Source organism: Cardinium endosymbiont cBtQ1 of Bemisia tabaci, assembly GCF_000689375.1.
GTDB lineage: Bacteria > Bacteroidota > Bacteroidia > Cytophagales > Amoebophilaceae > Cardinium.
In genome coordinates this window covers 1-13011 of the sequence record NZ_CBQZ010000002.1, presented here as the reverse complement: position 1 = coordinate 13011, position 13011 = coordinate 1, and the positions used below count along the sequence as shown (strand labels likewise).

At 35.9% G+C, this 13011-nt stretch carries 10 protein-coding genes and 2 pseudogenes; 5 read left to right on the top strand and 7 right to left on the bottom strand.

Going from position 1 to position 13011, the window contains the following annotated elements; all coding sequences use genetic code 11:
* Window positions 1-98: 98 nt before the first annotated feature.
* Genes CHV_RS02860 through CHV_RS02850 form a run of 3 tightly spaced genes read left to right on the top strand, consistent with a single transcriptional unit; the run spans window position 99 to window position 2583 of the window.
* The gene (locus CHV_RS02860) at window positions 99-1343 is read left to right on the top strand and encodes a dihydrolipoamide acetyltransferase family protein (RefSeq protein WP_034577183.1); all 1245 of its coding nucleotides are present in this window, start codon (window positions 99-101) and stop codon (window positions 1341-1343) included.
* 31 nt (window positions 1344-1374) lie between these two features.
* Window positions 1375-1932 (top strand): ATP-dependent protease subunit HslV, encoded by a 558-nt coding sequence (gene hslV / locus CHV_RS02855; protein ID WP_034577182.1) that lies wholly within the window; start codon window positions 1375-1377, stop codon window positions 1930-1932.
* Window positions 1933-1944: 12 nt separating this feature from the next.
* Window positions 1945-2583 (top strand): 16S rRNA (guanine(527)-N(7))-methyltransferase RsmG, encoded by a 639-nt coding sequence (locus CHV_RS02850; protein WP_034577180.1) that lies wholly within the window; start codon window positions 1945-1947, stop codon window positions 2581-2583.
* 276 nt (window positions 2584-2859) lie between these two features.
* On the opposite strand, the gene mtaB is transcribed toward CHV_RS02850, so the two are convergent.
* The 5 genes from mtaB to CHV_RS02825 all read right to left on the bottom strand — a co-directional run bounded on the left by mtaB (window position 2860) and on the right by CHV_RS02825 (window position 9995).
* A complete protein-coding gene (gene mtaB / locus CHV_RS02845; RefSeq protein WP_034577179.1) occupies window positions 2860-4173 on the bottom strand; it encodes a tRNA (N(6)-L-threonylcarbamoyladenosine(37)-C(2))-methylthiotransferase MtaB in 1314 nt (437 codons plus the stop codon).
* Between the two features lie 233 nt (window positions 4174-4406).
* Complete coding sequence (locus CHV_RS02840; RefSeq protein ID WP_034577178.1) at window positions 4407-5048, bottom strand: hypothetical protein; 642 nt, start codon at window positions 5046-5048, stop codon at window positions 4407-4409.
* A gap of 250 nt (window positions 5049-5298) precedes the next feature.
* Complete coding sequence (ileS, locus tag CHV_RS02835) at window positions 5299-8586, bottom strand: isoleucine--tRNA ligase (protein ID WP_034577176.1); 3288 nt, start codon at window positions 8584-8586, stop codon at window positions 5299-5301.
* Between the two features lie 215 nt (window positions 8587-8801).
* Window positions 8802-9353 carry a DNA-3-methyladenine glycosylase gene (locus CHV_RS02830; RefSeq protein WP_034577174.1) on the bottom strand — a complete coding sequence of 184 codons (552 nt, stop codon included), beginning with the start codon at window positions 9351-9353 and terminating at the stop codon, window positions 8802-8804.
* Between the two features lie 66 nt (window positions 9354-9419).
* Window positions 9420-9995 (bottom strand): hypothetical protein, encoded by a 576-nt coding sequence (locus CHV_RS02825; RefSeq protein ID WP_034577173.1) that lies wholly within the window; start codon window positions 9993-9995, stop codon window positions 9420-9422.
* Between the two features lie 129 nt (window positions 9996-10124).
* Between CHV_RS02825 and CHV_RS02820 the strand changes: the two genes are divergently transcribed.
* Window positions 10125-10832, top strand: coding sequence for an IS6-like element ISCca2 family transposase (locus CHV_RS02820; protein WP_034576929.1), 708 nt, complete (start codon window positions 10125-10127; stop codon window positions 10830-10832).
* A gap of 247 nt (window positions 10833-11079) precedes the next feature.
* On the opposite strand, the gene CHV_RS02815 is transcribed toward CHV_RS02820, so the two are convergent.
* Entirely contained in the window at window positions 11080-12012 is a 933-nt protein-coding gene (locus CHV_RS02815) for an Rpn family recombination-promoting nuclease/putative transposase (RefSeq protein WP_034577172.1), read from the bottom strand.
* 235 nt (window positions 12013-12247) lie between these two features.
* On the opposite strand from CHV_RS02815, the pseudogene CHV_RS02810 reads away from it, so the two are divergent.
* A pseudogene (locus tag CHV_RS02810) lies at window positions 12248-12792 on the top strand (IS5 family transposase); the annotation flags it as partial.
* Window positions 12793-12803: 11 nt separating this feature from the next.
* Here CHV_RS02810 and CHV_RS02805 read toward each other — a convergent pair.
* Window positions 12804-13011: pseudogene (locus tag CHV_RS02805) on the bottom strand (IS5/IS1182 family transposase); the annotation flags it as partial.

Sequence of the window (13011 nt, the reverse complement as noted above, 5' to 3'; positions counted from 1 at the left end):
TAAATTTATTCTAAAGTTAGGGAATATAGATCCCATCACCTACCATACGCTAGCTAGGCTAGGTAGTTTAGATTATTTTAATTTCTTATTTAAAGCATATGGCAGAGTGCATTAAGATGCCTAAAATGAGTGATACCATGCAGTATGGTATCATAAGCCGTTGGATTAAGCAAGTGGGGGATAAGGTGGTAGCTGGTGATATATTGGCTGAAGTAGACACAGATAAAGCTACTATGGAGTTGGAGTCCTATGAAGATGGTACATTGCTGTATGTAGGCGTAGCAGAAAAAGCAGCTGCAAACGTTAATGATATAATTGCCATTATAGGAGACCCTAAAGAAGATATTGACACGCTATTGGCCTCTACTGTTGCTATAAATGGGGATAGACCTGCTGATACGCGTATAGATATAGAGCTACCACCTATTGAATTGTCAATTGCAGATGGCCAAGTGGTAGCACCTACTGCTAATATGGAGCCAACTTTGCCTTTAAATCGATCTATTGCCTCCCCGTTGGCCAAAAAAATAGCAAAAGAAAGCGGGTATGATCTCGCACAAATTCAGGGATCTGGTGAAGCAGGACGGGTTGTAAAGAAAGATGTTATCCATTTTGTACCCGATAGATTGGACCAAATTTCGATAAGTAGACAGTCTACTACAGCAGCTTATCAAGATTCCCCCATTTCTGCTATGCGCAAAAAAATAGCAGAAGTGCTGACAGAGAGTAAAATGAATATTCCTCATTTCTACTTAACGGTTGAGATAAATATGAATAAAGTAGTTGAGATCCGCGGGGAGCTGAATCAATATGCATCAACAAAAATTTCTATTAATGACCTAGTTATTAAAGCTACTGCCTTAGCGCTTATCCAACATCCAAAAGTCAATGCTGCATGGTTGACTGATAAAATTAGAAGCTACCAGTATGTGCATATAGGTGTAGCAGTAGCAGTTGAAGATGGTTTAATGGTTCCTGTAGTGCGTTTTGCAGACCAAAAGCCATTGATAGAAATTAGTAAAACCGTAAAAAATGTATGTAAACAGGCACAACAAAAAAAATTGATGCCTAAAGATTGTACAGGTGCTACTTTTACTATTTCAAATCTAGGTATGTTCGGTATTACATCTTTTTCAGCTATTATTAACCCACCAGCAGCTTGTATTTTGGCAGTTGGTGCCATGCAAAAAATACCTATTTTTAAAGATAATCACGTTGTTCCTGCATATATGTTACAGCTTACATTGTCTTGTGACCATCGCGTCGTAGATGGCCATGCAGGGGCATTGTTTTTAGCTACTTTAAAAGCCTTGTTGGAACAGCCATTGAGTCTATTACTATAAAAAACGTATCCATCTAGCCTATAATAATCATATGATCCAAGTTAAATCGACTACTGTTTTAGCCATGATGCACAATGGAGCAGTAGTTATTGGTGCAGATGGCCAAGCTACATTTGGCCATACCGTTGCTAAAAGCAATGTTAAAAAGGTAAGAAAGCTTTTTGAAGGCAAGGTTTTAGCTGGTTTTGCTGGTTCTACTGCTGACGCTTTTACCTTATTAGAACGTTTTGAAGAAAAGCTGCAAAGCTATCACGGTAATATGAAGCGATCAGCTATTGAGTTGGCCAAGGATTGGCGTACAGATCGTATGCTAAAACGGTTGGAAGCTATGTTGGTAGTGGCCAATCGAGAAGGGTTATTAATGGTTACGGGTACAGGTGATGTGTTAGAACCAGATTATCCCTTAGCAGCTATTGGATCAGGCAGTATGTATGCCCAATCTGCTGCCATGGCTTTGATGAAACATGCGCCTCATTTAACCGCTATGGAAATGGTACGAGAAAGCTTAACCATAACAGCGGATATTTGTATCTATACCAACCATAATTTTGTATTTGAGTCGATTCAAGATGAACGTTTGACGGTGTAAGTTTATAAAAGAATGGATTTACAAAAAAAATTCCATACAGCTTCTATTGTATCCCATTATTTTCCTAAATTGCCACCCAATCAAATGGCACTTTTTAATCGTTTAGAGGATATTTATGGCCATTGGAATACAAGAATCAATCTTATATCCCGTAAAGATATCGCCCATCTTTATTTGCACCATGTTTTGCATGGATTAGCCATTGCTAAGGTAATTACTTTTTGTGCCCATACTAAGATTTTAGATTTTGGCACAGGGGGAGGGTTCCCTGGTATTCCCCTAGCGATTATGTTTCCAGAGGTGAATTTTCATTTAGTCGATGCAACCGCAAAAAAGATAAAAGCTGTAGAATCAATTGTAACAACCCTTGGGTTGAAAAATATTACAGTAGATTGGGCAAGAGGGGAGGATCTAAAGGGCGCCTATGATTTTGTAATCGGAAGGGGGGTTACCCATCTAGCTTTATTCTATCATTGGGTAAAAGACAAAATAGCTAAGGAAAATAAAAATAGCTTATATAATGGCATACTATACCTCAAAGGCCCATCACCCGATCCTTTACCCATATCTATGGATGTATATCCGCTTCAGGACTTCTTTATCGAGCCCTTTTTTAGGGAAAAGTATTTGATCCATGGCTACACTACATAGATATATGCTTTTTTGGTGCATTCTCGTCATTAAACCATTTGGCAATGTTACCTGCCAAAAATCCGAAACCTCACTTTTTTCTTTTATAGAATAATTAATAAAATTTATTTATAAACAGTTGTAGAAAAGAGTTTATTTATATAAATTATTCCGGCTATCAGTTTTTTATGTTGTAAATTACTTGATAAAATCAAATAAAATAGCTGAGGGTTTAGTAAAAATATCAATAAAATTTTTTGTAAAAACTTGTGTAAATCAGGTAAATAAATACATAATTTACATTTTTAATAATTCTGGAATGACTATCCCTTCCGAATTAATTTTTTTGAGTAGAACCTTACACAGCCTGTTGGCTAATCCTGGTTGATAGGGCAGTTGTACACGAATGTAATTTTCTGTAAATCCTTCTATAACGCCATCATCTGCTCCATATTCGAATAAAACAGTAGCAGTATGACCCAAATGTTGGCTATAAAAATGTCTTAGTTTTTTTTCTGACAGGATGCGCAACATTCTAGCCCGTTTTACACGTTCTCTTTGAGGTACTACCTGATCCATATAAGCCGCTTTTGTATGGGCTCTTTCTGAGTAAGGAAAAACATGTATATATGCAATTGGCAATTCATTTAAAAAATGATAGGTTTCTAAGAAATCTTCTTCTGTTTCACTTGGAAATCCAACCAGTACATCTATCCCTATGCAACAAGAAGGTATTTTTTCTTTTAGGTAGGCTACACGTTCTTGGTAGAGTGTAGTTGTATATCGACGCTGCATTAATTTTAAAATCTTGTTGGTACCAGATTGTAGCGGCATGTGGAAGTGTGGCACAAAATATTTGGATACAGCTACAAAATCTATAATTTCTTTACGAAGTAAATTGGGTTCAATAGAGGAAATGCGAAAACGTTTTATCCCATCTACCTTATCTAAGGCTTGAATCAGTTCAAAAAAATTGGTTTGTCGTTTCTGATCAATAATGCCAAAATCTCCTAAATTTACTCCCGTCAATACAATTTCTTTGACATTGTTGCGAACAATGGTTTGGACTTGGGTGACTACTTCTGCAATAGTAGCACTTCTGCTTGCCCCTCTAGCGAGTGGTATGGTACAAAAAGAACAGCAGTAGCTACAACCATCTTGTACTTTAAGGAAAGTTCTTGTGCGATCTCCTAAAGAGTATGCAGGAGAAAAGGCTAGTTTTTCCTTAATGGAGATAACCTGTATAGTAGCCGATTCATCCGATCGTTTTTTATTCCAATCGGTAATCCAATCAAGCAATTTAAATTTTTCATGTGTCCCAAATACGGCGTCTACACCTGGTATGGCCGCAATCTCTTCTGGTTTGAGTTGTGCATAGCAACCTATCACAATTATAAAAGCTTTCGGTGCTATTTTTAGCGCTTCTCTAACAATTTTTGCACATTTATGATCTGCATTTTCCGTTACAGAGCAGGTGTTTAGTACAAAAATATGAGGACGTTGTGCTAGTGTTACCGTAATAAATCCTTTTTCTGTAAACAATCGGCCAATTTCGGAAGTCTCGGAAAAATTTAATTTGCAGCCTAAAGTATGAAAGGTAACTTTTTTCATTCTATCTCTAAAGTTTTACAGTTATAGATCTAAATAATTTGCTGGAATAATGTGGGTTCAGGTATTTGCTAAAAGGAAACAGCAGGCAGTCAGATGGCTATAGCATCTCACGCGTCTTAAGAAGTATAAAAAAGGCCCTTATAAAAAGTTACAATCTGTAAGGAGGGCTTACCCAAACTTTTTACACAGGGCTTTACTTTTTTACTTTTTGATCAAGCAAAAAGTAAGCGATTTTAAGGAATTATTTTTACATCATTTAAAATAGCTTTAGGATCAACACCATCAGTATCAGAAGCAGCACTAGATCGAGCGGTATCAACGGATTGAATAGCAAGCGCACCAGAACAAATAGCCAATGAGCCAGCACCAAAAGCAAGCATACTATCACAAAAAGCAGTAGCATCGTCATCAGCAGCAGCAGCTTGAACAGCAAGTGCACCAGCACCAGCTATAGATGCGACTGCACCAATAGCGTTAGCACCAATACTATCAGCTTGGGCACCAGAACTAGAAGTATGACCAGCAGCGCCAAATGCACCAGCAGAACCAGCAGCAAACGCACCAGAAGCCATAGTAAGTGCAGCAGCAGCAGCAGTACTAGTAAACTCACCATCACCCATAATATAAGCACCACCAGCAAATCCAGCAGCACAAATCGCATAAGTGGTAGCAATAAATCCAGGGGCAACAGCATTAGAAGTAGGAACAGACGCACTAGCCTGATGCGGTGTATAAGCAGCATTCGTTGATGTTGGTTCCTTACCTTTTTGGCTGTGATTCTCTGTAAAGTTTGGAGAAATTTTATGGGTATGGTGCATGCCATTACATCCGGCTAACATTAGCAAATGCAATGCAAAACCTTTTTTTATTTTCATAGTTATAATTTATTTAGTTCATGATAATCTATTGTACTTATTTTAAGGACGATTTTTTAAGTGCCCAATTTTATAAGCAACTATATTTCTACTATAATGATACTAAATAGATTTTTAAAATCAAATTTGCCAAACAAAATCTGTAAATAAAATTTATCAATCGCGTATGTCAAAGAACATCTGATATATCAAATACTTAAACGATAAGTCAAAACTTTTTTATAGTATTATAGCTCTAAATACGATCTATCTATTCTACTTTGGTAAGCCGAACGACTAGCTTTACATCCTCTATATCGATTTCAAATCCTATTAGCTCGGATACAAATTGTAGCTGTATGGCTTGTGTTTCCGTACAGATATAATCTTTATGGGTAATAATAGCCTGATTTATACAATTTTCATCTTGTTTTATATCAATAATGATTTTGTCTTGAATGTTGAAGTTCAGGGTTTTACGCAATTGCTGAATACGGTGTACAAATTCACGTCCAATGCCTTCTTCTTCCAGCGTGTTATCCAAAGTAGTATCTAGTACAATGGTTATTTCACCCTCTGTAGCCACACACCATCCAGGTATATCTTCCGTAAGGATCAATATATCTGCTAAAGTAAGGGAAATGACCTTATCTTGTAAGTGTAATAGATGGGTATTACCTTGTTCTAAAGCATAAATTTCAGATGGTGTTAAGGCGACAATAGCCTCATTAAGCTGTTTCATTTTAGGACCATACCGTTTGCCTAAAAGAGGAAAATTAGGTTTTGCTTTTTTTAGATTATGGGTATTGTCTAAGTAATGAATCTCCTTTACATTAATTTCTCTTTTAATCAGCGCTTCTAAACTAGACCATCCAGCTGAAACAAAAAGACCCGCAATGCTGATACTAGATAAAGGTTGGCGTACCTTAATGTTATGTTTTTTACGTAAACTATGGGCTAAAGAAACAATTTTTTGTACTTGTCCCATCTCTATTTCTAGACTTGGATCTAAGGTTTCTACTGATGTGACTGGAAAATCTGATAAATGTACAGAATCATGCTTTTCTTTTTTCGTAACTTGATTCAATGTTTGGTAAAGGTAATCTGCATAAAAAGGCGCTATAGGCGCCATCAGCTTGGCAACTGTTATGAGGCAATGATATAGGGTCTGATAAGCGGCTTCTTTGTCTTTATCCTGGCAGTTTTTCCAGAACCTTTTTCTATTCAGCCGTACATACCAATTACTCAAATCATCTATTACAAAATCTTGAACCATTCTGACTACTCGTGTAGGCTCATAGTGCTCATAGGCTTCTGTTACCATTTTAATCAGTGTATGGGAGCGAGAAATAATCCACTTGTCACTCTTGGTTAGGTCACTATTGGTAAGTACACGCTTATTAAAATAGAACTGATCTAAATTGGCATAAAGTGCAAAAAAATTATACGTGCTGTGTAACGTAATGAAAAATTTACGCACTACCTCTGCTACACCTGTGGCATCAAATTTTAAATTATCCCATGGATTCGCATTACCAATCATATACCAACGTATCGCATCTGGACCATATTCTCTCAATAATTCTGTTGGATCAAGGGTATTACCAATGCTTTTAGACATTTTATTACCATGCTTATCCAATACGAGTCCATTGACCACTACATTTTTAAAAGCAGGAATTTCAAAAAGTAGCGTGGAAATAACATGTAAGGTAAAAAACCATCCTCTGGTTTGGTCTATTCCTTCTGCAATAAAATCAGCAGGGAAACTTTTTTCAAATATTTCTTGATTTTCAAATGGATAGTGCCATTGTGCACAAGGCATTGCACCCGCATCAAACCAAACATCTATTACAGCTGCCTCTCTATACATAGGCAATCCATTGCTGCTTACCAAGACAATATCATCTACATAAGGACGATGCAAATCAATATCCTCCGGTAGTTGCTGTTGCATAAAACCAGCCAACACAGCTTGCTCTACTTCAAATCTTAGTTCGGCTAAGGAACTGATACACTTTTCTTCTTTTTGATCAGCTGTACGCCAGATAGGGAGTGGCGTACCCCAGTAACGTTCACGACTTAGGTTCCAATCTACTAAATTCTCTAGCCAACTACCAAATCGTCCTTTGCCTACATCAGCAGGCTTCCATTGAATGGTACGGTTTAAGTCAATCAATAATTGTTTATAAGCTGTTGTTTTAATAAACCAGCCATCGAGTGGATAGTAAAGAATTGGTTTATGGGTACGCCAGCAATGGGGATAATTGTGTTCATATTTTTCTACTTTAAAAGCTTTGTTTTCTTGCTTTAGTTTCTTAGCAATCAATAGATCTACAGGAGGTAAAGTGGACGCTTGTTCATAGGCTGATTTTACATAACGTCCAGCGAAATCACTGATTTCTGCTACAAAACGACCTTGTCTATCTACAATTGGAACAGATGCACCTGACGCATTGGTCACGACAATAGTGGCAATATTTTCTTTTTGGGCGATTCGGTAATCATCTGCACCAAAGGTAGGCGCAATATGCACAATACCAGTACCTTCTGTGGTTCTGACAAAATCAGCTGCGATTACCTTAAAAGCATCTCCTTTGGGCTGTACATAAGGTAAAAGCTGTTCATAACGGATGCCTACTAAATCCGCTCCTGTATACCTGTCTACAATCTCCCAAGGTAAAGTAGCACGATCTGATCTAAAATCGGAGTGATAGCCATCACAGCTAGTGGGCGCGCCTGTAAAAAAACGTTGCACCGCATCTTCTGCTAGAATAACGTAAATAGGCAGGTGGGTATAGGGGTTGATGGTGGCTATTTTAACATAATTAATAGTAGCCCCTACTGCTAGGGCACTATTTGCAGGGAGGGTCCATGGTGTAGTCGTCCATGCTAGAAAATATTCATTATCTTTTCGTTTAAACTGTGCTACAATCGAAATGTCTTTGACTAGCTTGTAGCAGCCTGGCTGGTTTAATTCATGGGAACTTAGTCCTGTCCCAATAGCAGGGGAGTAAGGCTGTATAGAATAGCCTTTATAGATCAGTTTTTTATTGTAAAGTGCTTTCAGCAGGTACCAAACCGATTCAATATAATCGCGTTCATAGGTGATGTAAGGATTTAGGTTGTCTTTCCAGTAGCCTAGCTGCTTATTCAATGATTCCCATTCGCTTTTGTAAGTCATAACCGTTGCGCGACATGTCTGATTGTAATCGGCTATGCTAATTTTTTTACCAATATCTCCCTTGGTAATACTTAATTTTTTTTCTACTTGAAGCTCCACCGGCAAACCATGTGTATCCCAACCACTTTTCCGACGTACATAATAACCCTGCATGGTTTTATATCTAGTAAAAAGGTCTTTAATGGTCATGGCCAAAATATGGTGTACACCTGGTGCGCCATTGGCTGAAGGAGGCCCTTCAAAGAAGACAAAAGGCTTGTTGCTTTCACGTTGTTGCATAGAGCGTGCAAATGTTTTTTGTTCTTCCCAAAAAAGATCCATTTTTTTTGCAATGTCTAGCAAATTGAGTTGCATTTGCGTTTTGTATTTTTTCATCTACGTATAGGTAATTAAATCTTTATGTTAAAACACTATGTATTACAATTTAATGAAAAAGTTAGGTTCTATTGGCTCTATAATTGGTTTTGTGTAACATTTTTCCTAACCCTAGGTTTTGAATATGGTATGATATTAGCTATTTTCTAATTTAAGTAGAGATACTAAGAAGACAATATTCTAAAGAAAGGGCAACAGTACCGAATATAGCAATATTACAAACTAGTGGTACAGGCTAGCTTTGGTATACCTGCTGTACAATCTATATCTGTAACAACATAGCGCCATATTTTATCTAACCCTTTTGAAATGCCTACCCTGGGTGTTGACTTATAAGATAATTGACAACCTATATCTTTAATAGAGAATATTTTTGATACGGTTACATCGATGGCATTGTGCATTAAATTAATGCCTAAATACTGGCAAAGTTTGCCTGGACCATTTAGGTAAGTATAGGGTGGATCGATCAATTTTATACCTCTAATAAGAGTAGCAGCTGGAAAATTTAAAGCTTCCGTAACAATGTTTAAACAGTAATATTTGCCATATATAAAATATACATAAGTAAATCCAGCCAGTCCAAACATGATTTTGGTTCTTTTAGTCATACCTTTAGCTGCATGGCAAGCGGGATCATCTGTACCAATATAACTCTCTGTTTCAGTAATAATTCCCTTAAAGTTATGAAAACATAATAGCTTACCAATTAAATTCGTGCTGACTGTATTGGTATCTTGGATAAAAAAGGATCTACTGAGTACCATTTGGGGTTATTCGATCTTGGTGTAATCACATTCACTATACATTACTTATGATCTAAGTGTTTTCTATTACTTAGACGATAAAGGCCTAAAGGTGTACAGAGTTTTTATATTGGAATAAAATACTTTTACATATAAAATTGCAGCTGAACATAGGCATACTACAGATACAAAGAGAGCGGTATAGGCTGTTTCTTTATAGCATATTAGCCAAACCTTATGCATAGGAAATACCTTAGTGAAGAATAGACCCATGATCAAGTGGTCCACAAATGCAGCAATTAATAAACTGATAAAATTGCTTACTACAAAACTGTATGTAGCCTTTAGCTTTAAGAAAAGTTTGAAACCTATATAACCAGCAACCAATATAGCAAACAAAGAAGTTCCTATAAGTCCACCAATAGGTTTGCCAGCGATGCAATATTGCTTATCGTATAATAACCCAAGTGAAGTGATGGTGGACAATAGAATGCTTATAGTTGCTTTTCGAGGGCCATGGTGATTTGCTATTATATTTAAAATAAATGTTAAAAAAGTAAATAATAACGCACAGTATACTACTTTAGAAGTAAAATTCATGCAAAATACAGACGCAAATAATAAACCCACTTGACTGTAATAGTTATTTAGTACTTTTTTCATATTCCTTACTGCTTAATTATATTGTATATGTTTAGGTATACCACCTTAAATATAGCCATTTATAGGTTCTGTCGCATGTGTGTAAAGAAAGCCTTAAATTTAGATTTTTAGTTTAAAACTTTAGTTTAGATGTTTAGTATTACGCCTCGATTATTGCCATATTTTAAAGGATTTTGTTCATCCCCGGAGTTAATTCTTTTATTTGTGTACATGAAATGTCGTTTTTCGTTAAGCTATAGAGATCTGGAAGAGATGATGCATATCAGAGGCGCAAAGATTGATCATTCCACTTTACAAAGATGGGTTATTAAGTTTGTTCCCCTCATAGATCAAGAAGTAAGAAGACGAAAACGCCCAGTTAGTAGTAGTTGGAGAATGGATGAAACTTACGTAAAGATGAATGGTAAGTGGATCTATTTATATAGAGCAGTAGATCGTTATGGAGATACAGTTGACTTTTTTCTAAGTGAAAGTAGAGACAAGTCTGCAGCTCTTTATTTTTTTCGTAAGGCTATCAGCTGTAATAATATTCCTTCTAAAGTGGTAGTTGATAAAAGCGGTAGTAATAAGGCTGCGCTTGATGCTTTAAATACAGAACTAGATCAAGATCATAAAATTCCAATATTTCAAAACAAATACCTGAATAATAGAGTCGAGCAAGACCACAGGTTTATCAAAAAACGGATAAAGACTATGCTAGGGTTTAAGAATTTCCATGCTGCTGCCATTACTATAAAAGGGATAGAAAATATTAGAATCATTCAAAAAGGACAATTAATCGGAACTAAAAAACAGAATTCTACTTTTGAAAACTTTTCCAAGATTATGGCCGCATAATATCCAATTTTTAAGACAAACCGGAGAACTAGGAAAAATTCAATGTAGATGCGACAGATCCCTTAATACTGTCATTAATGTAGAAGATAGAACGCGTTGTATATGTCGTTTATGCATAATAAAATTGATTGATTTAATATAAAATTTTATTTATATAATATATTTAGTTCTGTCTTGTCTGTTGTTGATTTTGTCTAAAATTCTTTCTTATCCTAAATTTCAGGTATTATCAGGCCATTAGTTGTACCTATCTATTATACTTAATATATTCGATATCAGAATTAGATAATCCCGTAAGCATCGTAATCTCTTCTGTAGAGTAACCTTTTAGAAGCATAGTCCTAGCTATAGAAATAGCTTTCTCTTTTTCTCCCTCTATCTTACCTTTTTCTTGGCCTATTAGGATGCCTTCTTCTCTACCCTCTTCTCTACCTTTTTGTTCTGCTTCTTTTCTATATTTTTCTATTGTATTGGCTTCTATTCTTAACCATTTTAAGTGATCTTCATAAGCCATTCTCTCTTCATCGGTGAAGTTTAGCGTATCTAAAACATGCAACGCCTTTTTCAGGGTATGGATAGCCAATGGTTCTGGTAAGTTATCTTTATTGAGTAAATCATTACGGGTAAGAAAGGCCGTCCAAATGTCTAAAGAGGTTTTGATCTTCTTTAATAAACTATTTAGATCTTCATATGGATCTTTACTGAACTTAGTCAGCTCTACAGTGTGTAATTCTAAATCCCTAAAGTAGGGTAATCCAGTCTCTTTTTCTGTGATACGAAATACATTATGATACTTAGGATTATCTGTTATAGATACAAAATTAAGGATATGGATACCTATTGCTTTATTTAAAGTAGCATAGTCCTGAGCAACCTTTAATTGATCTGTATACAACTTGGCCCAGTAGTATAAGGCACGTTTATCATAGTCTGCTTCATCAGTGATTTGTATTTCTATATTAAACCTTTTTCCTGTTTCACTTAAGGCTTTAATATCTAGTATAGACAGTTTATCGCTCCTAAAATTTTTGGGGTTATAAGGATTTAATAGCGTAACATCTACTACTTGATCTTCTTTTGAAACTGTGGCATTGATTAGAGCAATCAATAGATCTTTATTTTCCTCTACCCCAAATATTTTTTTGAAGGCTAAATCTACTTTCGGCGTAATTTTATCCATAAACAATTTCTATCTACTTCTTTCTAATCAAACTTATATAATATAATATAATATAATATAATCAGACACTACAATATACATACTTTTTATACCATTTAGGGGTGTTTTGAATAATAGACCTACTACATAACCCTATAATTTAAGTTCTAGATAGTGTCGTCATGAAATATTTTGTATATTAGGTTTGTAGTTCGTATTATATTTTTAGATTAATAAGATCAATTATATTCCTAAGATGTCTAAATGGATTCACCGTCATGATATTTCAGACAAAGTATGGTCTATTTTATCACCTCTACTTCCAGGTCAACAAGGAGGTTGGGGAGCTGTTGCCAAAGATAATAGGCTGTTTATTAATGCAGTATTTTGGATTTTACGTACAGGATCTCCTTGGCGTGATCTTCCATCTAGCTATGGGGATTGGAAAAACACCCATCGTAGATTTTCTCGCTGGAGAGATAATGGTATATGGGAAAGGATCTTAGAGAGACTAATTAATAATCCTGATTTTAAATGGCTTATGATTGATTCTACTTATATAAAAGTACATATGCATGGAACGGGTGCGAAAGGAGGAAACCAATTTATGAGTCGAACAAAAGGGGGCTTAATACGAAGCTACATTTGGCCGTGGATGCGTCTGGTATGCCGGTCAGAGCTATTATCACAGAAGGTACCAGAGCTGATTGTAGCCAATCTACATATCTTATTCAAGGGATAACTCCAAAGCATTTGTTAGCAGACCGCGCCTATGATACCGATAAAATCATTAAATATGCTATATAGTGTCGTCATAAGAAGTTAGCCCATAGATGGATACATCTAATTTGGACAGCTGCCAAGAATGATGCTGTGTTTTTTGCATACCTAGTGGAGATTCCTCTCCATTGCTTAATTTTGAGAAACATATTTTCAACAAGATGTCGGAATTTATATAGATTTTTGTCAAAATCACGCTTTATTTTTCTGTTTTTTTTGGGAGGGATAACAGGAACAATA

Coding starts and splice junctions, on each gene's coding strand:
- hslV (WP_034577182.1), top strand. CDS start 1,375: ATGATCCAAGTTAAATCGACTACTGTTTTAGCCATGATGCACAATGGA.
- CHV_RS02850 (WP_034577180.1), top strand. CDS start 1,945: ATGGATTTACAAAAAAAATTCCATACAGCTTCTATTGTATCCCATTAT.
- CHV_RS02820 (WP_034576929.1), top strand. CDS start 10,125: ATGTTTAGTATTACGCCTCGATTATTGCCATATTTTAAAGGATTTTGT.
- CHV_RS02840 (WP_034577178.1), bottom strand. CDS start 5,048: ATGAAAATAAAAAAAGGTTTTGCATTGCATTTGCTAATGTTAGCCGGA.
- CHV_RS02815 (WP_034577172.1), bottom strand. CDS start 12,012: ATGGATAAAATTACGCCGAAAGTAGATTTAGCCTTCAAAAAAATATTT.
- CHV_RS02825 (WP_034577173.1), bottom strand. CDS start 9,995: ATGAAAAAAGTACTAAATAACTATTACAGTCAAGTGGGTTTATTATTT.
- CHV_RS02830 (WP_034577174.1), bottom strand. CDS start 9,353: ATGGTACTCAGTAGATCCTTTTTTATCCAAGATACCAATACAGTCAGC.
- CHV_RS02860 (WP_034577183.1), top strand. CDS start 99: ATGGCAGAGTGCATTAAGATGCCTAAAATGAGTGATACCATGCAGTAT.
- ileS (WP_034577176.1), bottom strand. CDS start 8,586: ATGAAAAAATACAAAACGCAAATGCAACTCAATTTGCTAGACATTGCA.
- mtaB (WP_034577179.1), bottom strand. CDS start 4,173: ATGAAAAAAGTTACCTTTCATACTTTAGGCTGCAAATTAAATTTTTCC.